Source organism: Nocardioides litoris (assembly GCF_006346315.1).
Lineage (GTDB): Bacteria > Actinomycetota > Actinomycetes > Propionibacteriales > Nocardioidaceae > Nocardioides > Nocardioides litoris.
Window position 1 is genome coordinate 350,446 of record NZ_VDMR01000004.1, and the last position, 26,159, is coordinate 376,604.

23 protein-coding genes are annotated in these 26,159 nt (G+C 74.7%); 15 read left to right on the forward strand and 8 right to left on the reverse strand.

Annotation, left to right across the window (positions count from 1 at the left end):
• Nucleotides 1-32 precede the first annotated feature (32 nt).
• The 4 genes from FJQ57_RS15820 to FJQ57_RS15835 all read left to right on the forward strand — a co-directional run bounded on the left by FJQ57_RS15820 (nt 33) and on the right by FJQ57_RS15835 (nt 4,132).
• Nucleotides 33-413 (forward strand): YraN family protein, encoded by a 381-nt coding sequence (locus FJQ57_RS15820; protein ID WP_139981999.1) that lies wholly within the window; start codon nt 33-35, stop codon nt 411-413.
• A complete protein-coding gene (locus FJQ57_RS15825) occupies nt 413-2,020 on the forward strand; it encodes a YifB family Mg chelatase-like AAA ATPase (RefSeq protein WP_139982002.1) in 1,608 nt (535 codons plus the stop codon). The genes FJQ57_RS15820 and FJQ57_RS15825 overlap by 1 nt, the downstream gene beginning before the upstream one ends.
• Nucleotides 2,017-3,153 carry a DNA-processing protein DprA gene (dprA, locus tag FJQ57_RS15830; RefSeq protein WP_139982004.1) on the forward strand — a complete coding sequence of 379 codons (1,137 nt, stop codon included), beginning with the start codon at nt 2,017-2,019 and terminating at the stop codon, nt 3,151-3,153. The genes FJQ57_RS15825 and dprA overlap by 4 nt, the downstream gene beginning before the upstream one ends.
• Before the next feature lie 79 nt (nt 3,154-3,232).
• Complete coding sequence (locus tag FJQ57_RS15835; RefSeq protein ID WP_139982199.1) at nt 3,233-4,132, forward strand: tyrosine recombinase XerC; 900 nt, start codon at nt 3,233-3,235, stop codon at nt 4,130-4,132.
• A 9-nt stretch (nt 4,133-4,141) separates the two neighbouring features.
• On the opposite strand, the gene FJQ57_RS15840 is transcribed toward FJQ57_RS15835, so the two are convergent.
• The gene (locus FJQ57_RS15840) at nt 4,142-4,684 is read right to left on the reverse strand and encodes a murein hydrolase activator EnvC family protein (RefSeq protein WP_139982007.1); all 543 of its coding nucleotides are present in this window, start codon (nt 4,682-4,684) and stop codon (nt 4,142-4,144) included.
• Between the two features lie 403 nt (nt 4,685-5,087).
• On the opposite strand from FJQ57_RS15840, the gene rpsB reads away from it, so the two are divergent.
• The 9 genes from rpsB to FJQ57_RS15880 all read left to right on the forward strand — a co-directional run bounded on the left by rpsB (nt 5,088) and on the right by FJQ57_RS15880 (nt 12,752).
• The gene (gene rpsB, locus FJQ57_RS15845) at nt 5,088-6,080 is read left to right on the forward strand and encodes a 30S ribosomal protein S2 (protein WP_139982010.1); all 993 of its coding nucleotides are present in this window, start codon (nt 5,088-5,090) and stop codon (nt 6,078-6,080) included.
• A 40-nt stretch (nt 6,081-6,120) separates the two neighbouring features.
• Entirely contained in the window at nt 6,121-6,933 is an 813-nt protein-coding gene (gene tsf, locus FJQ57_RS15850) for a translation elongation factor Ts (protein WP_139982013.1), read from the forward strand.
• A gap of 202 nt (nt 6,934-7,135) precedes the next feature.
• On the forward strand, nt 7,136-7,849 hold the full coding sequence (pyrH, locus tag FJQ57_RS15855; protein ID WP_139982016.1) for a UMP kinase: 714 nt from the start codon (nt 7,136-7,138) through the stop codon (nt 7,847-7,849).
• Nucleotides 7,850-7,927: 78 nt separating this feature from the next.
• Nucleotides 7,928-8,482, forward strand: coding sequence for a ribosome recycling factor (frr, locus tag FJQ57_RS15860; protein ID WP_139982202.1), 555 nt, complete (start codon nt 7,928-7,930; stop codon nt 8,480-8,482).
• 21 nt (nt 8,483-8,503) lie between these two features.
• On the forward strand, nt 8,504-9,382 hold the full coding sequence (locus FJQ57_RS15865; protein ID WP_139982019.1) for a phosphatidate cytidylyltransferase: 879 nt from the start codon (nt 8,504-8,506) through the stop codon (nt 9,380-9,382).
• A gap of 98 nt (nt 9,383-9,480) precedes the next feature.
• Nucleotides 9,481-9,954, forward strand: a complete 474-nt coding sequence (locus FJQ57_RS22610; protein WP_170219464.1) for a hypothetical protein — start codon at nt 9,481-9,483, stop codon at nt 9,952-9,954.
• Nucleotides 9,955-9,997: 43 nt separating this feature from the next.
• Nucleotides 9,998-11,128: a dual-specificity RNA methyltransferase RlmN gene (rlmN, locus tag FJQ57_RS15870; RefSeq protein ID WP_139982022.1), complete on the forward strand. Its 1,131-nt coding sequence runs from the start codon at nt 9,998-10,000 to the stop codon at nt 11,126-11,128.
• Between the two features lie 5 nt (nt 11,129-11,133).
• A complete protein-coding gene (locus FJQ57_RS15875) occupies nt 11,134-11,970 on the forward strand; it encodes a GNAT family N-acetyltransferase (RefSeq protein ID WP_139982025.1) in 837 nt (278 codons plus the stop codon).
• Entirely contained in the window at nt 11,967-12,752 is a 786-nt protein-coding gene (locus FJQ57_RS15880) for a GNAT family N-acetyltransferase (RefSeq protein ID WP_139982028.1), read from the forward strand. Before FJQ57_RS15875 ends, FJQ57_RS15880 begins: the two co-directional genes overlap by 4 nt.
• 123 nt (nt 12,753-12,875) lie before the next feature.
• On the opposite strand, the gene FJQ57_RS15885 is transcribed toward FJQ57_RS15880, so the two are convergent.
• The gene (locus FJQ57_RS15885; RefSeq protein ID WP_139982030.1) at nt 12,876-14,633 is read right to left on the reverse strand and encodes a TIGR03767 family metallophosphoesterase; all 1,758 of its coding nucleotides are present in this window, start codon (nt 14,631-14,633) and stop codon (nt 12,876-12,878) included.
• Nucleotides 14,634-14,749: 116 nt separating this feature from the next.
• Between FJQ57_RS15885 and FJQ57_RS15890 the strand changes: the two genes are divergently transcribed.
• On the forward strand, nt 14,750-15,964 hold the full coding sequence (locus FJQ57_RS15890; RefSeq protein ID WP_139982033.1) for a glycosyltransferase family 4 protein: 1,215 nt from the start codon (nt 14,750-14,752) through the stop codon (nt 15,962-15,964).
• A gap of 190 nt (nt 15,965-16,154) precedes the next feature.
• On the opposite strand, the gene FJQ57_RS15895 is transcribed toward FJQ57_RS15890, so the two are convergent.
• The 6 genes from FJQ57_RS15895 to FJQ57_RS15920 all read right to left on the reverse strand — a co-directional run bounded on the left by FJQ57_RS15895 (nt 16,155) and on the right by FJQ57_RS15920 (nt 24,501).
• Nucleotides 16,155-17,267, reverse strand: a complete 1,113-nt coding sequence (locus FJQ57_RS15895) for an LOG family protein (RefSeq protein ID WP_139982035.1) — start codon at nt 17,265-17,267, stop codon at nt 16,155-16,157.
• Nucleotides 17,268-17,295: 28 nt separating this feature from the next.
• Nucleotides 17,296-18,147, reverse strand: coding sequence for a serine protein kinase RIO (locus FJQ57_RS15900; protein WP_139982038.1), 852 nt, complete (start codon nt 18,145-18,147; stop codon nt 17,296-17,298).
• 219 nt (nt 18,148-18,366) lie between these two features.
• Nucleotides 18,367-19,608: a YeeE/YedE family protein gene (locus tag FJQ57_RS15905; RefSeq protein ID WP_139982041.1), complete on the reverse strand. Its 1,242-nt coding sequence runs from the start codon at nt 19,606-19,608 to the stop codon at nt 18,367-18,369.
• Between the two features lie 12 nt (nt 19,609-19,620).
• A complete protein-coding gene (locus FJQ57_RS15910; protein ID WP_139982044.1) occupies nt 19,621-21,003 on the reverse strand; it encodes a hypothetical protein in 1,383 nt (460 codons plus the stop codon).
• Between the two features lie 5 nt (nt 21,004-21,008).
• Nucleotides 21,009-22,973 carry a hypothetical protein gene (locus FJQ57_RS15915; RefSeq protein WP_211348961.1) on the reverse strand — a complete coding sequence of 655 codons (1,965 nt, stop codon included), beginning with the start codon at nt 22,971-22,973 and terminating at the stop codon, nt 21,009-21,011.
• A 157-nt stretch (nt 22,974-23,130) separates the two neighbouring features.
• Complete coding sequence (locus tag FJQ57_RS15920) at nt 23,131-24,501, reverse strand: rhodanese-like domain-containing protein (RefSeq protein ID WP_139982047.1); 1,371 nt, start codon at nt 24,499-24,501, stop codon at nt 23,131-23,133.
• A gap of 128 nt (nt 24,502-24,629) precedes the next feature.
• Between FJQ57_RS15920 and FJQ57_RS15925 the strand changes: the two genes are divergently transcribed.
• Entirely contained in the window at nt 24,630-26,099 is a 1,470-nt protein-coding gene (locus tag FJQ57_RS15925; protein WP_139982050.1) for a M1 family metallopeptidase, read from the forward strand.
• Nucleotides 26,100-26,159 lie beyond the last annotated feature (60 nt).

The following is a 26,159-nucleotide window of genomic DNA, read 5'->3' on the forward strand; positions in this document are numbered from 1 at the left end:
CGCGCCGATGCTGCCGTCATGGAGCCAAGCAGATGACGCCCGGCACCCGGGCCACGGCCGCGAGCCGCACGGCCCTCGGGGCCTACGGCGAGCAGGTCGCCGTGCGCCACCTCGTCGAGGCCGGCCTCGTGGTGCTCGACCGCAACTGGCGGTGCCCCGAGGGCGAGATCGACGTGGTGCTGCGTGACGGCGACGTCCTCGTCGTGTGCGAGGTCAAGACCCGCACCTCGGTGCTCGCCGGCACCCCGCACGAGGCCCTCACCGACGCCAAGCTCGACCGGCTGCACCGCCTCGGCCAGGCCTGGGCGCGCGCCCACGGGCTGAGCCCGGAGCGCACCCGGGTCGACCTCGTCGCCGTGCTGCGGCCGCGACGCGGCCCGGCCGTGGTCGACCACGTGGCGGGGGTCGTCTGATGGCCTTCGCCGTCACCCGCACCGTGAGCCTGCACGGCGCGCTGGGCCACCTGGTCGACGTGCAGGCCGACGTCTCGGCGGGCCAGGCCGGGCTGGCCATCGTGGGTCGGCCCGACCAGTCCCTGCGCGAGGCCGGCGACCGCTGCCGCATCGCCATCGTCAACAGCGGGCGCCTGTGGCCCGGCACCACCCGCAAGGTCACCGTGCTGCTCTCCCCCGCCGACCTGGTCAAGCGCGGCCCCCACTTCGACCTGGCCATCGCGGTCGCGGTGCTCGCCGCCGACGGCGTGCTGGAGGAGCCGGCCCACCTCGAGCGCACGGCGTTCATCGGCGAGCTGTCGCTCGACGGCGGCCTGCGCTCGGTGCCCGGGGTGCTGCCCATGGTGCTGGCGGCCGCGGCGCGGGGCGTCCGGCTCGTCTTCGTCCCCGAGCCGCAGGTGCCGGAGGCCTCGATGGTGCCCGGCATCGACGTGCTCGGCGTGCGGTCGCTGGCCCAGGTCGTCGCCGAGCTCAACGACGAGCCCACGCCCGACGCGCCGCCCGTGGCCCCGATCTCGGGCGCCCGGCTGCTGACCTGGCGGGGCGAGGAGCGGCTGGAGGAGGTCGACCTGGCCGACCTGCGCGGCATGGACGACGCCAAGCTCGCCGCCGAGGTCGCCGCCGCGGGCGGCCACGCGCTGCTGCTGTCCGGTCCCAAGGGGGCGGGCAAGACCAGCCTGGCCGAGCGCATCCCCGGCCTGCTGCCCGATCTCGGGCCCGAGGAGTCGCTGGAGCTCACCGCCGTGCACTCGCTCGCCGGGGTGCTCGAGCCCGGTGACGGCCTCATCACGCGCCCACCCTTCTCCGCCCCGCACCACGACGCCAGCAAGGCCAGCCTCGTCGGCGGCGGCAGCGGCCAGGTGCGCCCGGGCGAGATCAGCCGGGCCCACGCGGGTGTCTTGTTCCTGGACGAGTTCCCCCTGTTCCGGCACGACATCATCGAGGCCCTGCGCCAGCCCCTCGAGAGCGGCGACATCACCGTCGCCCGGGCCGAGGAGTCGGTGACCCTGCCCGCCCGCGGCATGCTCGTCCTGGCGTGCAACCCGTGCCCCTGCGGCGACTGGACGTCCGACCCCGGTGACAGCCGGTGCCGGTGCAAGGCCACCGTGCTGCGTGACTACCGCAGCAAGCTCACCGGTCCGCTGGTCGACCGCGTCGACATCACCCGCCACGTCGCTGCCCTGCGCCTCGACCAGGGCGACCCCTTCCACCCGGCCGAGACCACGGCTGCCGTCCGAGCGCGGGTCACCGCGGCCCGGGCCCGCCAGCTCGACCGCTACGCCGGGTGCTCGTGGCGCCTCAACGCCCACGTGCCAGGACCCGTCCTCCGTGACCGCTGGCCGCTGACCGAGGCCGGTCAGCGGCTCGTCGACCGCGAGCTGTACGCCGGCCGGCTCAGCAGCCGCGGCGCGGTCCGGGTGCAGCGGGTCGCCTGGACGTTGGCCGATCTCGACGCCGTCGCCTCCGGCCGCGAGGTCGTCCCGGGCACCGCCCAGGCCGCGCTCGCGCTCCAGCTCCGCACGGGCGAGCCCCTCGCCGTCCGGGCGCTGCGGAGGTCGGCCGGATGAGCGCCCCCGACGATGAGCGCCTGGCCCGGGCGGCCCTCAACCAGCTCGGCGAGCCGGGGGACACCAAGATGCTCGGCCTGGTCGCCGAGCTCGGCGCGGTCCGCCTGCACCGGCTGCTGGTCGAGGAGGTCGATCCCGAGGGCCTGCGCACCGACGTGGCGCTGCGCCTGGCCGCGGTCGACCCGGCCCGCGAGCTCGAGCGCGCCGACCGGCTCGGGCTCCGCTGGGTCGTGCCCGGTGACGACGAGTGGCCCGCGGGGCTCGACGACCTCGGCGGCGCGGGGGCCGTCCAGGAGCGCGGCGGGGTGCCGCTCGGGCTGTGGGTGCGCGGTCCGGCCCGGCTCGACGAGCTGGCCCGTGGGGTCGCGGTCGTCGGCTCTCGCGCCGCCACGACGTACGGCGACGACGTGGCCGGCGAGGTCGCAGGGGCCGTCGCCCGCGCCGGCCGCCCGGTCGTCTCGGGCGGCGCCTTCGGCATCGACTACGCCGCCCACCGGGGCGCCGTCAGCGCCGGCGGGACGACCGTCGCGGTCGTGGCCTGCGGCGCTGACCGCGTCTACCCGCAGGCGCACGCGGCGATGTTCGACCACGTCGTGCGCACCGGCGCCGTCGTCTCCGAGGCGGCCCCGGGCTGCGCACCCCACCGGGTCCGGTTCCTCGCCCGCAACCGCCTCATCGCCGCCCTCACCGGCGGCACGGTCGTGGTCGAGGCGGCCCTGCGCAGCGGCGCCCTCAACACCGCCAACTGGGCCGGCCGGCTCCAGCGCCCGTTGATGGGCGTCCCGGGTCCGGTGACCAGTGCCGCGTCGAGCGGGGTCCACGAGTGGATCCGCACCGGCGCGATGACCCTGGTGACCCGCGGCGCCGAGGTGCTCGAGCTGGTCTCGCCGGCCGGGGTGGCCACCGTCGCGCCCCTGCGCGCGGAGGAGACGGCGTACGACCGCCTCAGCCCCAAGCAGCGGCAGGTGCTCGACGCGGTCCCGGTCGCGATCGCGGCCGGCACCGAGTCGGTCGCCCGCACGGCCGGGCTCGGGCTGCGCGAGGTGCACGGGGCGCTGGCGCGGCTGCGGGAGGCCGGGTTCGTCGAGGCCGGCCCCCGGGGCTGGCGGCTCGCCGAGGAGGCTCGCACGTGACCGCGGCTCGCGCTCCTACGATCGACGGGTGACAGGTCTCGGGGACGGCGAGGGCGACGAGTCCGGCCTGCCCGAGGCGATGGCCCGGGTCCTCGGCGACTACGAGCGCCACCTCGTCTCCGAGCGCGACCTCACGCCCCACACCGTCCGCGCCTACCTCGGCGACGTGGCGAGCGTCCTCGAGCACGCTCGTCGGCTCGGGATGTCGGACCCCGCCGAGCTCGACCTGCGCGCCCTGCGCGGCTGGCTCGCGCAGCAGCAGAGCCGCGGGAAGTCGCGCACCACCCTGGCCCGCCGGGCCACGGCAGCCCGGGTCTTCACCGCCTGGCTCGCCCGCACCGGACGCGCCCCGACCGACGTCGGAGCCAGCCTGGGCGCGCCGAAGCCGCACCGCACCCTGCCGCCGGTGCTGCGGGCCGACGAGGCGGGCGACCTGATCGCGGCCGCGGTCGCCGCGGTCGACGACGGCAGCCCGGTCGGGCTGCGCGACGTCGCCATGCTCGAGCTGCTGTACGCCACCGGCATCCGGGTCGGCGAGCTGTGCGGTCTCGACGTCGACGACGTCGACCGCGACCGCGACGTCGTCCGGGTCCTGGGCAAGGGCCGCAAGGAGCGCACGGTGCCGTTCGGCCGCCCGGCCGGCCGCGCACTCGACTCCTGGGTCCGTCGCGGCCGGCCGCTGCTGGCCACCGACGGCGCCGGCCCGGCGTTGTTCCTGGGCGCCCGGGGCCGGCGCATCGACCAGCGGGCGGTCCGCACGCTGGTGCACCGGCGCATCGCGGAGGTCCCGGGTGCACCCGACATCGGCCCGCACGGCCTGCGGCACACCGCGGCCACCCACCTGCTGGAGGGCGGCGCCGACCTGCGGTCGGTGCAGGAGCTGCTCGGGCACGCGTCCCTGGCCACGACGCAGCGCTACACCCACGTCACCACCGACCGGCTCCGACGGGCCTACCAGCAGGCCCACCCCCGGGCCTGAGCCCGTCGGTCAGCCGAACAGCCGGAGGAGCACCCCGCTCGCGGGTCCGACGCCGGTGGGCTCGTCGCGCCACAGCGGCAGCAGCCGCACCGGCCCGGCGCCGACCAGCCGCAGCGGGTCGAGGTAGGTCCGGGCGCCCTCGATCCACCCCCAGTGCAGGCACGACCGCGGGAAGCAGTGCGACCCGGTCGTCCCGAGGGTCCCGATCGGGTCGCCCGCGTCGACCGGGTCGCCCACGGCCAGCGAGGCGTCGACGGGTTCGTAGGTCGTGCGGGTCGACCCGTGGGCCATCACCACGACGCCACGGCCCGCGAGGAGGCCGGCGTAGGCGACGCGGCCCGGCAGGGCGGCCCGGACGACCTGTCCGGGGGAGCCCAGCAGGTCCACCCCGCGGTGGCCGGCGCCGTACGGCGTGTCGGGCGGGTCGAACGGCGCCACCACCTGCGGCTCGGGGCGCAGCGGCCAGGTGCCGACGGGGTCGGCCCCGGCGGCGTGCGCGGCCGTGGGGAGCAGGGTGAGCAGGAGGACGAGCGCGGACAGCAGGCTTCTCATCACGGCAGGTTCCGCCGGGGACCCGGTCGGGCGCCTCCACCTCCGCCCGACCTGGGGACGACGGCACCAGGAGCGACCCCTGTGGACGACTGCGGGACGGGCGGGCCGGATTCGTGGCAGGACGGGCGTGCGGTCTACCCTGGACGGACCTGCTCCCTGGAGCAGGAATTCGCACGCCCTCGTTCCACGGACCTGTTCGTGGGCGTCGGCCCTCGGTCCTGTCCGGTCACCACACCGGACCGGTCGGGCCGCGCGAGGACGTCAGGGCCCGAGGCACCCGCCGACGGCATCGAACTGAAAACCCGACCGGACCATCACCGGTGCGCCCTGCCGAGCCCCCCCGGGCCGGTCGAAGGGACGCACAGCACGGTGCGGTCCGACACACGAGAAGAGAACACCTCACATGGCAGTCGTGACCATGCGCCAGCTCCTCGAGAGCGGCGTCCACTTCGGACACCAGACCCGTCGCTGGAACCCGAAGATGAAGCGCTTCATCATGACCGAGCGCAACGGCATCTACATCATCGACCTGCAGCAGTCGCTGGCCTACATCGACCGGTCCTACGCCTTCGTCAAGGAGACCGTGGCCAAGGGCGGCACGATCATGTTCGTGGGCACCAAGAAGCAGGCCCAGGAGGCGATCGCCGAGCAGGCGACCCGTGTCGGCATGCCCTACGTCAACCAGCGGTGGCTGGGCGGCATGCTCACCAACTTCCAGACCGTGCACCAGCGCATCAACCGGCTCAAGGAGCTCGACGAGGTCGACTTCGACAACGTCGCGGGCTCCGGTCGCACCAAGAAGGAGCTCCTGCAGATGAAGCGGGAGCGCGACAAGCTGGAGAAGACCCTCGGCGGCATCCGCGAGATGGGCCGCACCCCGTCGGCCGTGTGGGTCGTCGACACCAAGAAGGAGCACCTGGCGGTCGAGGAGGCGCGCAAGCTGCGCATCCCGATCATCGGCATCCTCGACACCAACTGCGACCCCGACGAGATCGACTTCCCGATCCCCGGCAACGACGACGCCATCCGCGCCGTCGGCCTGCTGACCCGCGTGGTCGCCGACGCCGTGGCCGAGGGCCTCATCGCCCGCTCCGGCGCCAAGACCGGTGAGGGCAGCGCCGCCACCGCCGAGGAGCCGCTGGCCGAGTGGGAGCGCGAGCTCCTCGCCGGCGACGCCGCCCAGGCTGCCGAGGCCGCCACCTCCGCCGAGCCCGCCGCCCCCGCCTCCGAGGCCACCGGCGCCTCGTCCGAGGGTGCCGAGTCCGTCGAGGCCGCCGACTCCGCTGCTCCGGCCGCCGACCAGGCCGAGGTCGCCGAGGCGACCGACGCCACCGAGTCGACCGAGTCGACCGAGTCGACCGAGGCCACCCCGGCCGAGGCGACCACCGAGTCCTGATCCCTGGTCCCTGAACCACCCGACGTACGAAGGAGTACGCATGGCGAACATCACCGCCGCCGACGTCAAGAGGCTCCGCGAGCAGAGCGGCGCGGGCATGATGGACTGCAAGAAGGCCCTCACCGAGGCTGACGGCGACTTCGACAAGGCCGTCGAGATCCTCCGGATCAAGGGCGGCAAGAAGATGGCCGAGCGGGCCGCCGAGCGCGAGGCGTCGGCCGGTCTGGTGGCGACCTCCGGTGGCGCCCTGGTCGAGCTCAACTGCGAGACCGACTTCGTCGCCAAGGGCGAGCCGTTCATCGCGGCCGCCCAGCGCATCGCGGAGGCGGCCGACGCCGCCCAGGCCGCCGACGCCGAGGCCCTCAAGGCCGTCGAGCTCGACGGCAAGACGGTCGGCGAGGTCGTGGCCGAGCTGGCCGTCTCGATCGGCGAGAAGATCGAGCTCGGCCGCGTGGCGTACTTCGGTGGCGACACCGTCGTCTACATGCACAAGCGCGCCGCCGACCTGCCGCCCGCCGTGGGCGTCCTGGTCGAGTACGCCGGCGACGCCGACGCCGCTCGGGCCGCCGCCATGCAGGCCGCGGCCATGCGCCCGCAGTACCTCACCCGTGACGAGGTCCCCGCCGACGTCGTCGCCAAGGAGCGCGAGATCGCCGAGGCGACCTCGCGCGAGGAGGGCAAGCCCGAGCAGGCCATCGCCAAGATCACCGAGGGCCGCCTCAACGGCTTCTTCAAGGACGTCGTGCTCCTCGAGCAGGCCTCGGTGACCGAGAGCAAGAAGACCGTCAAGGCGGTCCTCGAGGAGTCCGGCACCACCGTGAAGCGGTTCGCCCGCTTCGAGGTCGGCGCCTGACCCCAGCACCACCCGTACGCCGACGCCCGGCGTCGCAGGTCGTCCCGTCACCGGGGCGGCCCGCGGCGCCGGGCGTCGCTGTTACCGGGCCCGGGGGTCTCAGGCCCGCGGGTCCCAGGGCCCGGGCCGTCCCGGCTCGACGCGAGGGGGTACCTGGCGGGTAACCTCGGCCCGCGACCTGCGGCCCGTGCGAAAGGACCAGATGACCGGCTACCAGCGTGTCCTGCTCAAGCTCTCCGGCGAGGTGTTCGGCGGCGGCAAGGTCGGGGTCGACCCCGACGTCGTCCAGCGGATCGCCCGGGAGATCGCCGACGTGGTCGAGTCCGGCGTGCAGGTGGCCGTGGTCACCGGCGGCGGCAACTTCTTCCGGGGCGCCGAGCTGCAGCAGCGCGGCATGGACCGCGTCCGCGCCGACTACATGGGCATGCTCGGCATCGTCATGAACTGCCTGGCCCTCCAGGACTTCCTGGAGAAGCTCGGCGTCGACACCCGCGTCCAGACCGCGATCACCATGGGCCAGGTGGCCGAGCCCTACATCCCGCGCCGCGCGATCCGGCACATGGAGAAGGGCCGCGTCGTCATCTTCGGCGCCGGCATGGGCATGCCCTTCTTCTCCACCGACACCGTCGCGGTCCAGCGGGCCCTCGAGAGCCGCTGCGACGCGGTGCTGTTCGACAAGAACGGCGTCGACGGCATCTACACCGCCGACCCCAAGCAGGACCCCACCGCGACCCGCATCGAGCAGATCACCTACGACGAGGCGCTCGAGCGCGGCCTGCGGATCATGGACCAGACGGCGTTCACCCTGGCCCGCGAGAACAAGGTCCCCATGATCGTCTTCGGCCTCGCCGAGCCCGGCAGCATCCTGCGCGCCGTGCGGGGTGAGAGGATCGGGACGCTGGTGACCCCGGCCTGACGCGACCGGACGCGCCCCCCGACGTACCCGAGCGGCCTGCACCACGGGCCGCCCCGACACCCAGGAGACTCCACCGTGATCAACGACATCCTCAACGAGGCCGACGGCAAGATGGACAAGTCGGTCGAGGCGACGCGTGAGGAGTTCGCCGCGATCCGGGCCGGCCGTGCGACTCCCGCCATGTTCAGCAAGATCATGGTCGACTACTACGGCACCCCGACGCCGCTGCAGAGCCTGGCGTCCTTCACCGCGCCCGAGGCGCGGATCATCATGATCCAGCCCTTCGACATGGGCGCGATGGCCAACGTCGAGAAGGCGATCCGCGACTCCGACCTCGGCGTCAACCCGGCCAACGACGGCAAGGTCCTGCGCTGCGTGTTCCCCGAGCTCACCGAGGAGCGTCGCAAGGACTTCGTCAAGCTCGCCCGGTCCAAGGCCGAGGAGGGCCGCGTGGCCGTCCGCAACCTGCGCCGCACCGCCAAGCAGAACCTCGAGAAGCTCGAGAAGGACGGCGAGGTCGGCAAGGACGACGTCACCGGCGCCGAGAAGCGGCTCGACGGCGTGACCAAGAAGCACACCGACGCCATCGACGAGATGCTGAAGAGCAAGGAGGCGGAGCTGCTCGAGGTCTGAGACCCCGATCACCCGCACCGCATGACGACCTCGTCCGGCCCCGCCGCACCGCCCCAGAAGGACCACGGGCGGGCCGGGCGCGACCTCAAGGCGGCGGTGGCCTCCGCGGTCGTGCTGCTCGCCGCGATCGCGGCGTCGCTGGCGTTCTGGAAGCCGGCATTCATGCTCATCGTGGTCGTGGCCGTCGTGGTCGCGGTCTGGGAGCTGCGCCAGGGCCTGCTGGCCCACGACATCGACCTGCCCGAGCAGCCGCTCATGCTCGGCGGGGCGATCATGGTCGTCGTCGCCTACGTCTGGGGCACCGACGCGATGGTCACCGCCACCGCGGTCACCGCGCTCGTGGTGATGTTGTGGCTGCTGCACCGCGGCACCGCCGGCTACGTCAAGACGGCGACGGCCTCGGTGTTCACCCTCGTCTACGTGCCGTTCCTCGGCTCGTTCGTGGCCATGCTGCTCGCCGAGGGCGGCCTCGGCGGCGGCGGGCTCGACGACGACGGGGTGCAGGGCATCCTGGCGTTCATCCTGGTCACCATCGCCTCCGACATCGGCGGGTACGCCGCCGGCGTGCTGTTCGGCAAGCACCCGATGGCCCCGGTCATCTCCCCGAAGAAGTCGTGGGAGGGCTTCGCCGGCTCGGTCGTGGCCTGCCTCGTGGCCGGGGTCCTCCTGGTCGTCCTCCTGCTCGACGGCCCCTGGTGGGCCGGCGTCGGGCTCGGCCTCATCGCGCCGGTGATGGCCACCCTGGGCGACCTGTGCGAGTCGGTCATCAAGCGCGACCTCGGCATCAAGGACATGAGCCAGGTCATCCCCGGCCACGGTGGCCTGATGGACCGGCTCGACTCCCTGCTGGCCACGATCGCCCCGATCTGGCTGCTGCTGCACTACGCCGTCTTCGCCTGAGCGCGCGGCCCTCGACCACCGGTCGCGACGCGCTGGCCACGCCGTGATCGTGGTCGACCTCACGCGGAGGACGGCCCGCCTGTCTACGATCAACGGTGATGAGCACCGAGAGCGTGCGGGCCGTGCCTGCCGACGACGCCCCCACGGCCGCCCGGGGCGGCCGCCGCCGGCGTGCCCGACGCGGGCAGGAGGCCGACGCGGCCCCCGGTCCGGACGGTGCGGTCGCCCAGGAGGCGTTCGGTGACCCGGCTGGGCCGCCGCGGTTCTGGCACCGCTCGCACCCGGTGTTCACGCCGTTGGCCGGCTTCTTCACCGGCATGCTGCTGGTCGTCGTCGTGCTCGGGCTGCTGGGCGCGATCCTCGACCAGGTCGTGGGGTACGACGTCAGCGCCCACCCCTGGGTCTTCCTGCTCGCCCTCGGCGTGCTGCTGGTCGTCAACCTGGGCCTGGTCGTGGTCGAGGGCACCCGCCGCTTCGCGCGCTACATGCTCTTCGGCATCCTCACCACGCCGGCCGTCGTGGCCGCGGTCGCGGCCCTGACCGCGTGGATCCTCATCAGCCGCGACGGCTGAGGGTTCGGCCGCGCCACCGCCCCGGTGCGAGGATGGGGTGGTCATGAGCGAACCCATCAAGACCCTGCCCCTGGTCTTCGACGAGCCTCGCGGCCGCCGCAAGCCGCCGCGCCACCTCGCCGACCTCGACGCGGCGGGGCGCAAGGCGCTGCTGGAGGAGCACGGGCTGCCGGGCTTCCGGGCCAAGCAGCTCTCGACCCACTACTTCGGCCGGCTGGTCGACGACCCCGCCGAGATGACCGACCTCCCGGCCGCGCAGCGCGACGAGCTGGTCTCGGCGCTGCTGCCGGAGTTGATGACCCCGCTGCGCACGATGGAGGCCGACAAGGGCACCACGCGCAAGACGCTGTGGCGGCTCTTCGACGGCGCGCTCGTCGAGTCGGTGCTGATGCGCTACCCCGACCGCGCCACGATGTGCGTCTCCAGCCAGGCCGGCTGCGGGATGGCCTGCCCGTTCTGCGCCACCGGCCAAGGCGGCCTGCAGCGCAACATGTCGACCGCCGAGATCGTCGAGCAGGTCGTCGCCGGCGCCCGGGCGCTGGCCCGCGGCGAGGTGCCGGGCGGTCCCGCGCGGGTCTCCAACGTGGTGTTCATGGGCATGGGCGAGCCGCTGGCCAACTACAAGGCGGTCGTCGGCGCCGTACGCCGGCTGGTCGACCCGGCGCCCGACGGGCTCGGCATGAGCGCCCGCGGCGTCACCGTCTCGACCGTCGGCCTGGTGCCGCGCATCCGTCAGCTGGCCGAGGAGGGCGTCCCGGTGACGCTCGCCCTGAGCCTGCACGCGCCCGACGACGAGCTGCGCAACGAGCTCGTGCCGATCAACACCCGGTTCTCGGTCGCCGAGACCGTCGACGCGGCGTGGGACTACGCCCAGACGACCAAGCGCCGGGTCAGCATCGAGTACGCCATGATGCGCGGCATCAACGACCAGGCCTGGCGCGCCGACCTGCTGGCCGACGTGCTCTACGCGACCGGGGCCGACTGGGGCTGGGTGCACGTCAACCTGATCCCGCTCAATCCCACGCCGGGCAGCAAGTGGACGGCTTCCGACCCGGCCGACGAGCGCGAGTTCGTGCGCCGCCTCGAGGCCCGCGGGATCCCGACCACCGTGCGCGACACCCGCGGCCGCGAGATCGACGGCGCCTGCGGGCAGCTGGCGGCCACGGAGGCCTGAGCCCGGTGGCCGGCGACAGGGGCGACGGAGCGCTGCGCGAGCGGGTGCTCGAGGCCTCGGCCTCCGGCCTGTGGCAGCCGCCCGACTCGGTCACCACCGACACCGGCCACGGCCTGCTCGTGCAGTACCCCTCCTGGGCCTACACCCGGCTCGTGCTGGCCCGCTTCGCCGTCGGTGACGCTGCCGACGTCGGCGCGGCCCTCGACCGGGTGCTGGAGGCGGCCCGCGGCCTCGACCTGGACGACGGGGTCGACGAGGTCACCTGCGAGGTCGTGCTCGGCTCGCCGACGGGGTACGCCGACGCGCTGGCCGCCCGGGGCAGCCGCGTGGTCGACACCGTCGACGTGCTCGCGCTCGACCTGACCGCGCCGCTGCCCGACCCCGGACCGGTCGACGACCGCGTCGGCCTGGCCTGGGTCGACGACGTCGAGCTGGCCCGCGGGTTCGCCGAGGTGGCGCGGGCCGGGTTCGGCGGCGAGCCGTCGACCGAGGAGCGGCTCGTGGCCAACGCGGCCGAGGGGCGTCGTACGGTGCCGGCGGGGGAGGGCGGACGGGCCGTGGCCCTGCTCGACGGCCGGGTCGTCGCCGGTGGCGGCGTCACGGTGGAGGGCGAGGTCGCGCGGCTCTGGGGCGCCGCCGCACTGCCGGAGCACCGCGGCATCGGGGCCTACCGCGCGGTGCTGCACGAGCGCCTGCGCCACGCCCGCGACCACGGCGCGACGCTGGCGCTCGTCAAGGGCCGGATCGCCACGTCGGGGCCGATCCTGCTGCGCTACGGCTTCGCCGCCTTCGGCCGCGAGGACACCCACCAGCTGCCGCTCGGCGGGAGGCCGGGCCGGTGAGCGGCCCGACCTCCGAGGCGGTGGCCGCCGCCTGCGCGGCCTGGACCTGGTACCCCGCCGACGCCACCGTCGTCACCACCGCCGACCTGCTGCTCGTGCGCTGGCCGACGTACTACGAGGCCCCGCCCACCGCCCTGACCGTCGACCCGGCCGCCGATGTCGGCCCGGCCCTCGACGAGGCGCTCGACCAGGCCCGCGAGTGGGGTGGCGAGGAGCTCCTGGTGTGGGTGCGTCTCGACTCCCCGGCGACCCTGGAGGACGAGCTCCGCCGGCGCGGTGGCCGGCTCGAGGAGACCGTCGACGTCCTCGCCCTCGACCTCGACGCGCCGGCCCCCGACCTCGACGTGCCCGGCGACGTCCGCGTCGTCTGGCAGACCGACGTGCCGACGACCCGGGCGGTCATCGAGATCGGCATGGCGGCGTTCGAGGAGGGCTCGGTGCCCGACGACGAGACGCTGGAGGCGCTGGCCGACGAGGCCCGGGCCGACCTCGCCGCCGGCCGCGGCGGTTCGGCCCTCGCGCTGGTCGACGACCGGCCGGTCGCCACCGGTGGTCTGTCGCTGTTCGACGGTGTCGCCCGGCTCTGGGGTGGCGGCGTGTTCCCCGGGGCCCGCGGCCGGGGCGCCTACCGTGCCGTCCTCGACGCCCGCCTCCGCCGAGCCCGGGCCGAGGGCGCGACCATGGCCCTGGTCAAGGGCCGCGTCGACTCCTCCGGCCCGACGCTGCGTCGTACCGGCTTCACCGGCTTCGGTCAGGAACGCTCCTACGTCCTCTCGACCTGATGCCCCCCGGGGTGTCCGGGGCGTCGGCTCGGGGCATGCAACTCACCGTCCGCACGACTTCCCCGCCCGCATTCGGGCGGGGGAGCGGGTACGACGGTGAGGTAGTGCCCCGCCGGCGCCGAGTCAGCGACCGCGACGGGGGCGGGGATCGCGGACGAGCAGCTCGACGTTGCGGTCGCGACGAGTGCCGAGGCCGCGGTCGGAGCGGTCCTGCCAGTCGTTGGCGGCGAGCTCGCGGGCCAGGCCCGCCAGGCCGGTGGTCGTGCGGGTGTCGCGCGAGCGCAGCGGACCGGCGTGGTCGACCATCGTGGTGAACAGCGACAGCGTGCCGTCGCGGTTGTCGACGACCTCGATGATGCGCGACTGCTGCGGCCAGTCGATGTGCGAGGCCGTGTTGACCTCCCACAGCCCGCCGGTGCGACCCGCGCCCGGCCGCCGGTGGGCGGTGACCGCGTTGCGGTGGGTGTGCCCGTTGACCCAGGCGACGACGTGCGGCTGCTGGAGGAGCAGCGCCAGCACCTCGGCGCCGGTCACGCGCGGCTCCACGTCGGCCCCGGTGCCGACGAGCACGTTGCCCATCGTGGCGCTGGTGTGGTGGCTGAAGACCATCGTGACCTGCCCCTGGCTGCGCGCACCGGCGAGCACCCGTCGCAGCCACGCCATCTGGCCGGCGTCGATCGAGCCGTCGGCGTACCCATTGGGGTTGACGGTGTCGAGCACGACGAACCGGCAGCCGCGCTCGACGAAGGTGTAGTACGCCGTGCCGTCGCGGCGGTTGGCCGCGGTGAAGCCGTGCCCGCGCGGCAGTCCCGTGGTGGTGAAGTGCTGCGCGACGGTCTCGGCCCGGCTGAGCAGCCGGCGGGCCCGGTCGGGCGTGACGAGACGCGCTCCGGGGGTGGCCGAGAGGGTGGCCACGAGCCCGGCGAGGTCACCCGCGGCCAGGGCGGTCAGCACCGCCAAGGGGCTGAGCCCCGCGGGCGGCGAGACGACCTTGAGGGCACCGGTCGCGATGGCGCCGATCGGCAGCGTCGCGGCCGGGAAGTTGCCCTGCACGAGGCCGTCGTGGTTGCCGAAGCAGGCGTACCACGGCATCCGCAGCCCCTGGGCGCGGAACGGTCGCCGGGCCGCGTCGAGCAGGCCCGGGACCGTCGGGAACCCGTAGCGGGTCTTGGCCAGGTCGGGCGCGCGTCCGGGCGGCGGCGGGTCGGGGTGCCAGTAGCTGCGGTCGTAGTACAGCGGGTCGCGGTCGGCGACGCCCTCGAAGCGGCGCAGGTCGCCGGAGTCGGGCCGCACCCGGCCGCCGTCGAGGAGGTCGATGTTCCAGCGGACCTCGTTGAGCTGGGAGTTGTCGGAGTTGTCGCCGGTCTGGATGGCCAGCGCCAGCCGGCGCCCGGTGACCGGGCCGCGACCGACCCGGTTGACCTCGCGCACCATCGCGTCGGCGACCTGCGCGGAGAGCATCTCGTGCGGCCGGTACGCCGAGGCGAAGATGCCCGTGGCCGTCGGCACCGGTGAGGGGTCGTCGAACCGGTCGGTCCACTCCACGCGCAGCGGCGACTGCACGTCGACCACGTGCACGTCGCTGAGCTGCACGAAGGCCAGCAGCCCCCGGCGCCGGCGTGCCCGGCCGGCCCGCGCCCGCACGCCGAGCTCGGCGCGCACCAGGTGCGGCTCGCCGGGTCGGCGGACCAGGCCGCGGTAGCCGAGCCGGCCCGCGGGGCCCTTGCGCACCGTCCGCGCCAGCGTCGCGACGCGGGCCACCTTGCGCGGCCCGGTGCGCACCGCCGAACGGGCGGCCGAGCGGGCGCTGGAGCTCGCCACGGTCGACATGGCGGCGGCGAGCGCGGCGGCGCGGCCGAGGCCGCGGCGGGTGACCTGCATCCGGCGGATGCTACCCGGGGCATGCCGGCCTCGCGGGCAGTTCGGCCAACCGTTGTTCACGCGGCGGCCACGCCGATCCCGTCGCGTGTTGCCTGCGGCTCCCTAGCGTCCTGGACATGGCCGAGCTCCTCCCGCTTGTCCGTCCCGCGGTCGCGTCGCGCCGCCCGTCCACCCCCCGGCACCGGCTCCGCGTCCTGGTGGTCGCGGAGTCCTTCCTCCCGCAGGTCAACGGCGTCACCGGCTCCGTGCGCCGGGTGCTGGACCACCTCGCCGCGCAGGGCCACGAGGCCGAGCTGGTCGCCCCGACCGGGCCGGCGTCGTACGCCGGGTTCCCGGTGCACCACGCCCGGGGCGCCCACCTGCCCTTCTACCGCGACTTCAAGATCGGCCTGGAGACCCGGCGCCGGCTGCGGGGCGTCATGCAGCGGTTCCGGCCCGACGTCGTGCACATCGCCTCGCCCGCCACCCTGGGCTACCAGGCCGCCCGCGCCGCCGCCGAGCTCGACATCCCGACCGTCGCGATCTACCAGACCGACCTCGTCGGGTTCGCCGAGCGGTACGACGTGCCGGGCGGCACCGCGGCGATGGCCGCCCTCACCCGCCGCATCCACACCCGGGTCGACCGCACCCTGGCCCCCTCCACGGCCAGCCTGCGCCAGCTCGACTCGCTCGACGTCCCCGGTACCGCGTTGTGGCCGCGGGGCGTCGACCTCGAGCAGTTCCACCCCTCCCGCCGCGACCCCGCGCTGCGCGCCCGCCTCCTCGGCCCGGACACCCGTGGTGCCGGCGACCGGGTGCTGGTGGGCTACGTCGGTCGGCTCGCCCCGGAGAAGGAGCTGGACCTGCTCACCGCCCTGACCCGCGACCCCCGTCACGCACTGGTGGTCGTCGGCGGGGGACCCGAGGAGCAGCGGCTGCGCGCCCTGCTCCCCGGGGCGCACTTCCTCGGCGTGCTGCACGGCGAGGAGCTCGGCGCGGCGTACGCCTCGCTCGACGTGTTCGTCCACACCGGCCGCCACGAGACCTACTGCCAGTCGGCCCAGGAGGCCCTCGCGTCGGGCGTCCCGGTGGTCGCCCCGCGTCAGGGCGGCCCGGTCGACGTGGTCGACGACGGCACCGCCGGCTTCCTCTACCGCCCCGGCGACGCCGCCGACCTGGCCACCTACGTCGGCCTGCTCACCGACAACCCCGTCCTGCGCCGTCGTACGGCGCTCGCGGCCCGCCGCTCGGTGGCCGACCGCTCCTGGGCCTCGGTGATGGACCGGCTCGTCGCGCACTACCGCGACGTCATCGGCGCCCGCGCCGACCTCGAGGCCGCCCTCGCCGGCTGATGCTGGCTGGTGCAGGAATTGCCCGCCCAGCGCGGGAACACCCGGTCGACCGGGGATTCCTCACCCCCGAGCTGGACGGGGAGAACTCGCGCTGGGAGGGCAGTGCACCGCCCGTCCAGCGCAAGAAGAGCCCGTCCAGCTGCAGGAACACCCGGTCGACCGGGTGTTCCCCACCCCCTCCGACCGGCCCTCAGGCCGGCGCGCCGCTTCCGCGGAACGCGCCGAGGATCGCGGCGGCCTCGTCGACGGTGTCGACCAGGTGCACGTGCTGCTCCATCCCGCGGCCGCGGGCCAGGGCCTGCAGCAGCGGCCAGGCGGGCAGGGTCTCGGTCCAGTGGGTGCGGTCGACGAGGACCATCGGCGCGACCGAGGCCTCGTCGGCGTAGTAGTTCTCGCAGCCGTCCTGGAAGACCTCCTGCACCGTGCCCGCCGCGCCGGGCAGGAAGACGATGCCGCCGTCGCAGATCTCGAGCAGCACGGCCTCGCGGGCCGGGTTGCGGACGTACTTGGCGATCGCGGTGGCGAACACGTTGGGCGGCTCGTGGCCGTAGAACCACGTCGGGATGCCGAGGGAGTCGTCCGCCGGCAGGTCGGCCACCGCCTCACGGGCGCGGGCGGCCCAGGCGTCGATCGAGGGCCGGAACGACGGCACGTCGGCCACGGCCGCCAGCGCCGCCGCCAGGTCGTCCTCGGTGGCGCCGGCGAGCCGGGCACCGAGGTTGGCGGCCTCCATCGCGCCGGGTCCGCCGCCGGTGGCGACCAGCGCCCCGCCGGCCGCGAGCAGCCGGCCGAGCCGGGCGGCGTCGGCGTACCCGGTCGAGCCGCGCTGCAGCGCGTGGCCACCCATCACGCCGACGACCCGCCGGCCGCTCTCGGTGGTGAAGCGGCCCAGCGCGTCGTCGATCGCGTGGTCGTGCAGGGCGGCGGCGAGGGAGTCGTCGCGGTCGGGCACCCGCTGCGCCCAGGCGTAGGCGCGGGCGTCGAGGCTGCGGGCGTAGGGCTCGCGGTCGTAGAGCTCCTCGGCGGTGTAGAGGTGGGGACGGTAGACGTCGAGCGGCGAGCGGCCGACGTCGGGCAGCACCAGCGCGCCCGCCGCGGCCAGCGCGTCGTCGTCGCCGTCGGCGAAGGTGCAGCCGAGGAACGCCGTGCCGCGCACGTCGTGGGCGAACAGCGCCGGCGCCCGCTCGCGCAGGTCGAGGCGGTGGACCCGCCACGACCCCAGCTCGGTGGCGCCGGCGGCCAGCCGCCGGTCCAGGTCGGCGAGGGACTCGACGTTGACGACACGACCGTGGCTGCGCTTCACGACGCCACCCTGCCCCAGCCGCGGCCCGTCAGGGCGCGTGCGCGACCAGGTCGGCGAACAACGCGTCGGCGTCGGCCGACTCCAGCCCCTTGCTGGCGAACCAGGTGCACACGTTGGTGCAGTCGCGCATCAGGAACTCAAAGCCGTTGAGGTTGCCCACCAGGTCGACCACCTGCGGCAGGTCGATGATGACCAGCCGCTCGCCCGCCGCGAGCATGTTGTACGCCGACAGGTCGCCGTGCACGAGGCCCGCCTGCACCAGCGTGGCCATCGCCTCGCGCAGCTGCTCGAACCAGCCCTCCAGCAGCGCTCGGGTCGGCCGGGTCTGGGCCAGGCGCGGGGCGGTCTCGCCGTCGACGCTGACCCACTCCATGAGGATCTCGGTGCCGTCGACCTGCACGGGGTAGGGGACCGGGAGGCCGAGGCCCCAGCAGCGCACGAGCGCCGACCACTCCGAGATGGCCCACTCGCCGGCGGCGACCTCGCGACCGAAGGTGGACTTGCGCTTGACCGCCCGCTCGTCGCGCGAGCGCTTCATCGACCGGCCCTCGGTGTAGGACGCGGAGCGGTGGAAGGTGCGGTGGTCGGTGGAGCGGTAGCGCTTGGCGGCCATCACGACCGCCTTGTCGGGCTCGAGCGGGTCGGCGCGCTCGAGCAGGAAGACGTCGGCCTCCTTGCCGGTCTTGAGGATGCCGAGGTCGGTGTCGATCGCGCCCTGCGAGGTCACGACCCAGTCGGGCCGGGGCTCGGGGCCACGGGCGAGCGGCTCGACCGAGAGCCAGGTCGACCAGCGCTGCGAGGCGTCGTCGACGTCGTCGTAGGTGGTCCAGTCGAAGGTGAACTCAGGTGAGGGGTCCTGCGGGAGGTCCTGCGTGGTCATGGGTGGTGGTGCTCGTCTCTGTGCTGAGGTGGTCGGCGGGCAGGCCGGGGACAGTCATGGACATGTCACGCTCCTCTCGACGGCACCGGGCAGGACGCCGGTGGCTCGCCGACGATGGTCGGGCACCCGCCCCGACCCCCGCAACGCATTAAAGACACGCTGACCCGTCGTGGATCCACGACGGGTCAGCGCGAGGGTCAGCGCGAGGGGCCGGGTCGACTAGCAGACGGAGTCGGTCGGCTTCGGGTTGCTGAGGCCGAACAACGGCCGGAGGGCGAGGCCGCCGACGGTGCCGACGATGGCCATGACGCCCCAGATCCAGCCGTGCAGGCTGAAGGAGGCGATGCCGCCGAAGTAGGCGCCGATGTTGCAGCCGAAGGCGAGGCGGGCGCCGTACCCCATCATCACGCCGCCGATGACGGCGCCGAGGGCGAGCTTGCCGGGGATGCGGCGGTGCAGCACCCACTGACCGGCCATGGCCGAGGCGATGAGGGCGCCGACGATGATGCCGAAGTCCATGACCGAGGTCTTCTCGACGAAGATGCCGGCGTCGTACTTGGCCAGGTTGGCCGGGTCGGACCAGAAGCCCCACGACAGCACGTCGACACCGATCGCGTCGAGGATCTTCGAGCCCCACAGCGCGAAGGCGAACGTGACGCCCCAGGCGCCGCCGGAGACGAAGAGCGTGAGCGCGTTGAGGCCGGCGAGCAGCAGGGCGCCCACCCACAGCGGCCAGGACCCGCGGACGGCGCGGGCCCAGCCGTGCGCGACCGGCGGCTCCTCGACGGGCGGCGGGGGGTTGCGACGGCCGACGACGTAGGTCAGGCCGACGATCGCGGCCATCGCGAGCAGCGAGATGGCCAGCGCGCCGGGGTAGCCGCCCCAGCGGGTCAGCGACACCGGCTCCCACGACGGCAGGCCGTTCCACCAGGGCAGGTGGTAGGCGCCGAGGGTGGCGCCCCCGACGAAGCCGCCGAGGGTGAGCAGGATCGCGCTCTGGCCCGACCCGATCGCGAAGAGCGTGCCCGAGGCGCACGAGCCGCCGAGCTGCATGCCGACGCCGAAGAGGGCAGCCCCGACGAACAGGCCCCAGCCGATGGGGGCGAGCGAGCCCGCCACCGGCACGTCCTGGAACGAGACCTGGTTGGCCAGGATCGGGGCGAACAGGATGCACGCGGCGGCCAGCATCAGCATGTGGGCGCGCAGCGCCTTGCCCTGCCGCACCGCGACCAGCTGCCGCCAGGCCGAGGTGAAGCCGAAGCGCGAGTTGAACAGCACCAGCCCGAGCGCGAGGCCGATGAGGAACAGCAGGCCGGGGACCTGGCCGCTCTGGGTGAAGATCCAGCCGCCGAGCACGACGGCCGCACCGACGCCGGCGACGACGATGCCGGCCTGCGGTGGCGGGGCCTCCTTGGGGGGCGGCGCGGTGCGTGTCTCCTGGGGGCGGTCGACGAGAGCCATGGTGGTTCCTTTCTACTGCGCGGGGGTGCGCTGGGGGAGGGAGCGGGTGCTGTCGGTGCCGAGCGGGCCGACCGGGGTCACCGTGCCGCCGGGGAACCAGGAGACCTGGGTCGAGTGCGCGGCGTGGCCGGGGGTGTCGGGCATGTACGCCGCGCGCGAGGCGGCGTACAGGGTGTGCGGCGAGGGCTCGCCGCCGCGGGCGGTGCGCCAGGCCTGGTAGCCGGACGCGGTGGGGGCCTGGCCGGGGAAGAAGGTCGCCAGGGTCTGGCTGTACTCCTGGGCGGCCCCGTCGCGGATGTCGAAGTCGAGCGGCAGGACCGCGCCCGAGGTCGAGTCGACCACGCCGGGCGTGAGCAGCCACGGCGCGAGCCAGGTGCCGTCGGATCGGATCGGCTGCTGTCGCAGCGGCAGCCGCGAGACCGCGGCCAGGTCGTCGGCCGCCTCCGACCAGCCGCCGACGACGAGCAGGGCGTTGCGCACGCCCTGCGTCGACGACGCCGGCGCGTCGGCCGGGGCCAGGCGTACGCCGAGCCGGTCGGCCTCGCCGCGGACCAGGTCGGTCGCGGCGCGCGAGCGCGGGGAGCCGTCGCCCTGGAGGGTCAGCTCCTCGACCCCGCGGCCGGCGAGCCAGGCGACGGTCTCGCGCAGGGCGTCGGCGTCGTGGTCGGCCAGGCGGGCCGACGGGCAGGCCGTCGGCACCTCCCCGCCGGCCAGCACGGCCGTGGTGGCGGCGGTCAGGCACTCGGGCCCGTCGGGGCCCTGCCAGTCCTGGGGAGCGGGGCCGCCGGCCGCGCGGGCGTCGTCGGCGAACCCGGTCTCGACCGCGAACGGCACCCGGTGGTCGGGCCCGTGCGAGACCAGCACCGTGCCGCTGCCCTCGGGCAGGTCGACCACGGCCCACACCCCGTCGGCGCCGGGCCGCGGGGTCGCGGTGGTGAGCGCCGCCGAGCCCGGCGTACCGACCTGGAAGGACTCGGTGCTGTGCTCGCTGTGCTCACCGTGCTCACCGTGCGCATCGCCGACCGCAGAGACGTCGATGCGGACCAGGTTGGGGCCCGGACGGGCGGGGGCGACGGTGACGGTGAAGTCGACGTCGTCGTGGCGCAGGCGCTGGACGCTCGGGACGCCGGGGTCCCGCTCGCCGCCGAGGACCTGCTGGCCCCCGGCGCGTGCCTCCTGGTCGGAGCGGAGGGCCTCGGCCGTGGTGGTGCCGCCGGACCCGGACCCGCTGCCGTCCGCCGGTCCTGCCGTGGTCGCCCACGCGGCGCCCGCGACCAGGACGGTCGCAGCGGTGCCGGCCAGGGCGGCCGCCCGCAGGCGGGACCGGTGGTGCCGGTCCCGCCCACGGGTGGTGCCGCTCTCGTGCTGGTCCTCGTGCGTGACGAGAGGAGCCACGACGACTACTCCTTGATGTCCTCGTCGGCGGTGACGAAGACCATCGAGTGCGGCTTGGCCGGGCCCCAGGCCCCGTGCGGCCAGGACGCACGGTCGAAGTCGATGCAGTCCTCGACGGCCCCGTGGGTCTTGAAGTCGGGGTCGAGGGTCATCTTCTCGTCCTCGCCGACGTCGACCATGCAGACACGGTGGTCGCCGTTGAGACCGGTGCGGGCCACGAAGTAGTTCGAGTACGCGATCCGCTTGACGTCGGTGGTCTCGCGGTAGAAGCCGTCCTGGCCGAGCTCGAGGTTGTCGAGCGCGCCCCAGTGCGGGCCACCCGGGGCGGCCAGCGTGTCGTGGACGGTCGGGCAGTCGGCCTCCTGGCCGCCCTCGGTGATCTCGACCTGGGTGTCGATGCTGCAGGTCGGCGACGTGCCCGAGGCGACGAGGTCCTGGATGTCCAGCTTCAGGATGTACTGCGGGGACCCCTTGTCCTCACCGCTGGGCTGACGACCGACGACGGCGACGTAGAGGTACTTGTCGTCGAGGCTGGTCTGGGTCCAGCCCGCGTTGGAGCCGCCGCCGTACCAGCTGCTCCCGGGGTCGGCGATCTTGTTGGAGGTCGTCAGGTCGAAGACCTCGCGCCACTGCGGCTTCGCCGCGGTGATGTCGGGCGTGTAGTAGATCGCGCCGCCCTGCATGGTCGAGGCGAACGCGCCCTTGTTGCCGGGCAGGTTGGTGACGGTGGTCTCCATCGCCGCCCGCGGCTCCTCGTGGTGGGGCACCTTGCCGACCCGCGGGCCGTCGGGCAGGAACGAGACCGCCTTCAGCCTCGGCTTGTCCGGGTCTGAGATGTCCCAGGTGCGCACCGTCGGGCGTCGCAGGTACGACGACGGGGCCTGCACCGGGTTGAGGATGATGTTGCGCGGCTCGTTGTAGTCGCTGGTGACGAGCGTCTTGAGGTCCTCACGGGCCTGGACGCCGTGCGGGTTGGCGCAGGTCGGCAGCTGCAGCTGCGGGATGTTGTCGCAGCGCTGCTCGGTCTCGGCCGTCTCCGGGGTCGCCGGGGCCTCCCACAGCGTGCGGCCGTCCTCGTCGAGGCGGACCAGCTCGCCGGGGGACCCGGCGAAGCCGTTGCCCAGGCGCACCGAGCCGTCGCTGTAGACGCACGGGCCCGGGACGTCGGGCCCGCCCATGTAGGTGCCGTAGGCCTTGTGGTCCTGGGTCACCCAGTAGGCGTCGGGCACCGAGCCGCACAGGGTGTCGGTGGGCAGGTTGATGTTCTTCAGCTTCAGCGCCGGGAGCTGGCTGGTGTCGATGACGTAGGTGACGTCGGTGAACAGGCCGCCGGCGAAGAGGTTGTCGCCCTTGTGCCAGATGTACTGCATGTGGTGCGGCTCGTTCTCGACCAGCGGCCCCACGGTGGCGGTGTTGACCACCTGGCCGTAGGAGGGGGAGCCCTCGGTCGCGTCGACCACGGCGAAGAAGTCGGGACCGATCAGGTCCTTCTGGCCGATCAGGTCGGGGCCGATGGTCTTGGGGAGCGTGGTGAGCTCCGCGCCCGACTTGTCGAGGATGTTGTTGTCGCCGGCCCAGACCACGAGGTACTCGCGGCGCAGGCCGTCGTCCTCGACCGTGCCGCCGGCGTCGCCGCCGGTGAGGCCGAGCCCGGTCAGGGCGTCGTCGAGGCCGAGGTCCTGCAGGAGGCCGGGCGGGACGGCCGAGGCGTCGAGGTGGTTCTTGACCCAGTAGTCCTGGCCGCCCTTGGCGACCTTGCTGACCTCGGTGACGATGTCGCCGCCGGCGGCCTGGTCCAGCAGGTCGGTGATGGCGCCGGCCGAGAGCACGGAGACCGGACCGTCGTCGCTGTCGACCGCGGAGGCCAACGAGCCCGACTGGGTGCCGGCCACCAGGCCGACGGCGAGCCCCAGGGCGGCCGTCGCGGCGGCGAGCCGGCGCCGGGCGCGGGGAGAGAGATGTGTGTGCACGATGGAAGTGGTGCCTTCCCGAGAGGGCGCAGCCCCATGTGACTGCGCTGGGTGTGTCCTGGCGTGCGCCAGGGGTGCTGCCGTGTGCGGGTGGGTGGTGGGGGCCTCCTCCTGGTCGGGGACGGGACGGGTCGGGGTGCGGCGCGCCGGGCCTGGGTCAGGCGGCCGCGGGCGTGGTGGTCTCGATCTGCAGCTCGCCGACGCGCTCCCAGGCGTCGTCGACGTGCACGACGTCGCGGCCCGCGCGGTGCAGCAGGCTGGCCGCGATGCCGGCGCGGTAGCCCGAGCGGCAGTGCACCCACAGCTCGCCCGGCGGCAGCCGGCGCCCGGCGCGCTCGACGTCGTGCACGGGCAGGTGGATCGCGCCGGGCAGGTGCCCCTCGCGCCACTCGTCGAGCTGGCGCACGTCGACCACGACCGGGGGCCGGGTGCCGGCGGCCCGACGGGTCGCCCGGGCCTCCCGGTAGGCCGCCCAGCCGGCCCGCCGGTAGCGGGCGGTCAGCGCCGGCTCGGGCGCGGCCAGCACGTGGGCGCCGACGCCGTCGATGCCGATCCGGGCCAGGTCGCGCAGGGCGGGCTCGAGCACGTCGGGGGAGTCGGTGAGCAGCACGATGTCGTCGCTCCACGGCACCAGCCAGCCGACGTACGTCGCGAACTGGGCGCCGTACTCGACGCTCACGCTGCCCGGCAGGTGGCCCGAGGCGAAGGTGGCCCGGTCGCGCAGGTCGACCACCCACGCCCCGGCCAGCACCGCGTCGCTGACGTCGTGCGCCGTGGCCGGCCGGGCCGGACGGGGACCGCTCGCGCCGGCACCGGAGCGGTTGAGCGGGTCCATCCGCTCGTAGTAGCGGGGGACGGGGCCCAGGCCCGCGACGAGTCGCTCCACGAAGTCCTCCAGGTCGGTGGTGAGGGCGGGGTGGGTGTCGAGCTGGTCGGCGAGGGTCACCGGGCCGTCGGGGGCCGCGACCGTCGCCGAGGCGCAGAAGCTGCCGAAGCCGTGGGTGGGCAGCAGCACCGTCGCCGGGTCGAGCGCGGCCAGCCGCCGGCTCGTGCGCCACTGGGCCGCGGCGAGGGTGGTGGTCAGGTGCGGGTCGACCAGGTCGGTGCGCCCGACGGTGCCGAGCAGCATGCTGCCGCCGCTGAGCAGCGCGGCGGGCTCGGCGCCGACGCGCGCGACGTAGGCCTGGTGGTGGCGGGTGTGGCCGGGGGCGTCGAGCACCTGCACCGCCACGTCGCCGTACCTCAGCTCGTCGCCGTCGCGGACCCCGAGCCGCTCGAACGCGACGCGCTCGTCGGCGGAGAGGAGCAGGTCGGCGCCGTGGCGGCGGGCCAGGGCCAGGCCGCCGGAGACGTAGTCGTTGTGCACGTGGGTCTCGGCGACCGCGGCGACCTCGACGCCGGCCTCCTCGGCCGCCCGCTCGACCAGCGCCGTGTCGCGCGGCGGGTCGACGACCAGCGCCACCCGTCCGTCGTGCACGAGGTGGCAGCGGTTGCCGAGGGAGGGGACCTCGATGGTGACGACCGGCATCCCGAGAGCTCCTGACGTAAGTCGATCAAGTCAGTAGGGTTTTATCACCGGTCGGGGTCTGTCCGTCAACCTGTCCGTCCGCGGTGTGTCGTGGGCGGGCTCCCGCAGGGGTTCTCTACGGTCGGGGCGTGCGAGGTCTCGGGAGCGCGTCGACGACGGCTGCCCTGGCCCTCGTCGTGGGCCTCGGCGCCGCGCTGGCGCCGGCCCCGGGTGCTGTGCCCCGGGAGCCCCTCGATCCCGTCCCGGCGGCCGGTGTCGCCGGGCCCCGCGGGCCCGACCCCTACTTCCCCGACGACGGCAACGAGGGCATCGACGTCCTCTCCTACGTCGTCCGTGACCGCTACGACCTGCCGACCGGCCGGCTCGTCGGCTCCACCCGGCTGCGGGTCCGCGCCACCCAACCGCTCCACGGCTTCCACCTCGACCTGCTGCTCCCGGTCCGCGGCGTCCGGGTCGACGGGCGGCCGGCCCGGTGGAGCAGGCCGACGCGGCACGAGGTCCGGGTCGAGACGCACCGCGCGGTCCCGACCGACGGCGTCGTCACCGTCGAGGTCGCCTACGCCGGCCGCCCCGGCGGAGTCGGTTGGCCGGGACGCCGGGGCTGGGTCGCCGGTCCGCACGAGGTCGCGGCGATCGGCCAGCCCCGGTCGGCCCCGTGGTGGTTCGCCGCCAACGACCACCCCAGCGACAAGGCCACGATGGACGTCGCGATCACCACCGGCGCCGACCTCGACGTCGTCTCGGTCGGCCGGCGGGTGTCCCGCCGCCCCGCCGGCCCCGGCCTGGTGACCACCCGCTGGCGCGCGGGCGCGCCCATGGCGCCGTACCTCGCCTTCTTCGTGGCCGGCGACCTCGAGGTCCGTCGGGGCCGGCGCCTCGGGCTGCCGTTCACCGCGGCCGTCTCCCGGGCGGTCCCGCAGCCCCAGCGGCGCCGCGCGATGCGGGTGCTGCTGCGTTCCCCCGCCGTGGTGCGGTGGCTCGAGCGCCGGGTCGGTCCCTACCCGTTCGGCACGACCGGCGGCGTGGTCACCAGCCTCAACCCGGGCTTCGCGCTCGAGACCCAGACCCGGCCCGTCTACCCCGTCGTCGACGCCTCCGCCGCCCCGACGCTGCTCGTGCACGAGCTGGCCCACCAGTGGTTCGGCGACGCGGTGACGGTGCGGCGGTGGAGCGACACGTGGCTCAACGAGGGTCCCGCGACGTGGGCCGAGGTGGCGTGGACGGCCTCGCGCGGCGGTCCGAGCGCCGCCGCCACCCTCCAGCGCTGGTACGACGACCGGGCGGCCGAGAGCGGGTTCTGGGACTTCCCGCTGGCCGACCCCGGGCCGGCCCGCATCCTCGACCGCGCGGTCTACGTGCGCGGTGCCATGGTGCTGCTGGCCCTCGGGCAGCGCGTCGGCGAGCCCGGGCTGCAGCGGGTCCTGCGGACCTGGGTGGCCCGCCACGGCGGCGCCACCGCCGGCACGGCCGACTTCGAGGCCCTGGCGACCGAGGTCACCGGGGTCGACCTCGACGGCTTCTTCCGGGCCTGGCTGCACACGCCCGCCCCGCCCGACCGCACCGCCGCGAACGGTCTCGTGCCCGACGTCGCCGGCTGAGGGAGCCGGGCCGGCCCGACGCCGTACGTCGTCGAGGCGGGTCCTGGGGGTCGCGGGGGT

Coding starts and splice junctions, on each gene's coding strand:
- FJQ57_RS15820 (WP_139981999.1), top strand. CDS start 33: ATGACGCCCGGCACCCGGGCCACGGCCGCGAGCCGCACGGCCCTCGGG.
- FJQ57_RS15825 (WP_139982002.1), top strand. CDS start 413: ATGGCCTTCGCCGTCACCCGCACCGTGAGCCTGCACGGCGCGCTGGGC.
- dprA (WP_139982004.1), top strand. CDS start 2,017: ATGAGCGCCCCCGACGATGAGCGCCTGGCCCGGGCGGCCCTCAACCAG.
- FJQ57_RS15835 (WP_139982199.1), top strand. CDS start 3,233: ATGGCCCGGGTCCTCGGCGACTACGAGCGCCACCTCGTCTCCGAGCGC.
- FJQ57_RS15840 (WP_139982007.1), bottom strand. CDS start 4,684: ATGAGAAGCCTGCTGTCCGCGCTCGTCCTCCTGCTCACCCTGCTCCCC.
- rpsB (WP_139982010.1), top strand. CDS start 5,088: ATGGCAGTCGTGACCATGCGCCAGCTCCTCGAGAGCGGCGTCCACTTC.
- tsf (WP_139982013.1), top strand. CDS start 6,121: ATGGCGAACATCACCGCCGCCGACGTCAAGAGGCTCCGCGAGCAGAGC.
- pyrH (WP_139982016.1), top strand. CDS start 7,136: ATGACCGGCTACCAGCGTGTCCTGCTCAAGCTCTCCGGCGAGGTGTTC.
- FJQ57_RS15865 (WP_139982019.1), top strand. CDS start 8,504: ATGACGACCTCGTCCGGCCCCGCCGCACCGCCCCAGAAGGACCACGGG.
- FJQ57_RS22610 (WP_170219464.1), top strand. CDS start 9,481: ATGAGCACCGAGAGCGTGCGGGCCGTGCCTGCCGACGACGCCCCCACG.
- rlmN (WP_139982022.1), top strand. CDS start 9,998: ATGAGCGAACCCATCAAGACCCTGCCCCTGGTCTTCGACGAGCCTCGC.
- FJQ57_RS15885 (WP_139982030.1), bottom strand. CDS start 14,633: ATGCAGGTCACCCGCCGCGGCCTCGGCCGCGCCGCCGCGCTCGCCGCC.
- FJQ57_RS15890 (WP_139982033.1), top strand. CDS start 14,750: ATGGCCGAGCTCCTCCCGCTTGTCCGTCCCGCGGTCGCGTCGCGCCGC.
- FJQ57_RS15900 (WP_139982038.1), bottom strand. CDS start 18,147: ATGACCACGCAGGACCTCCCGCAGGACCCCTCACCTGAGTTCACCTTC.
- FJQ57_RS15905 (WP_139982041.1), bottom strand. CDS start 19,608: ATGGCTCTCGTCGACCGCCCCCAGGAGACACGCACCGCGCCGCCCCCC.
- FJQ57_RS15920 (WP_139982047.1), bottom strand. CDS start 24,501: ATGCCGGTCGTCACCATCGAGGTCCCCTCCCTCGGCAACCGCTGCCAC.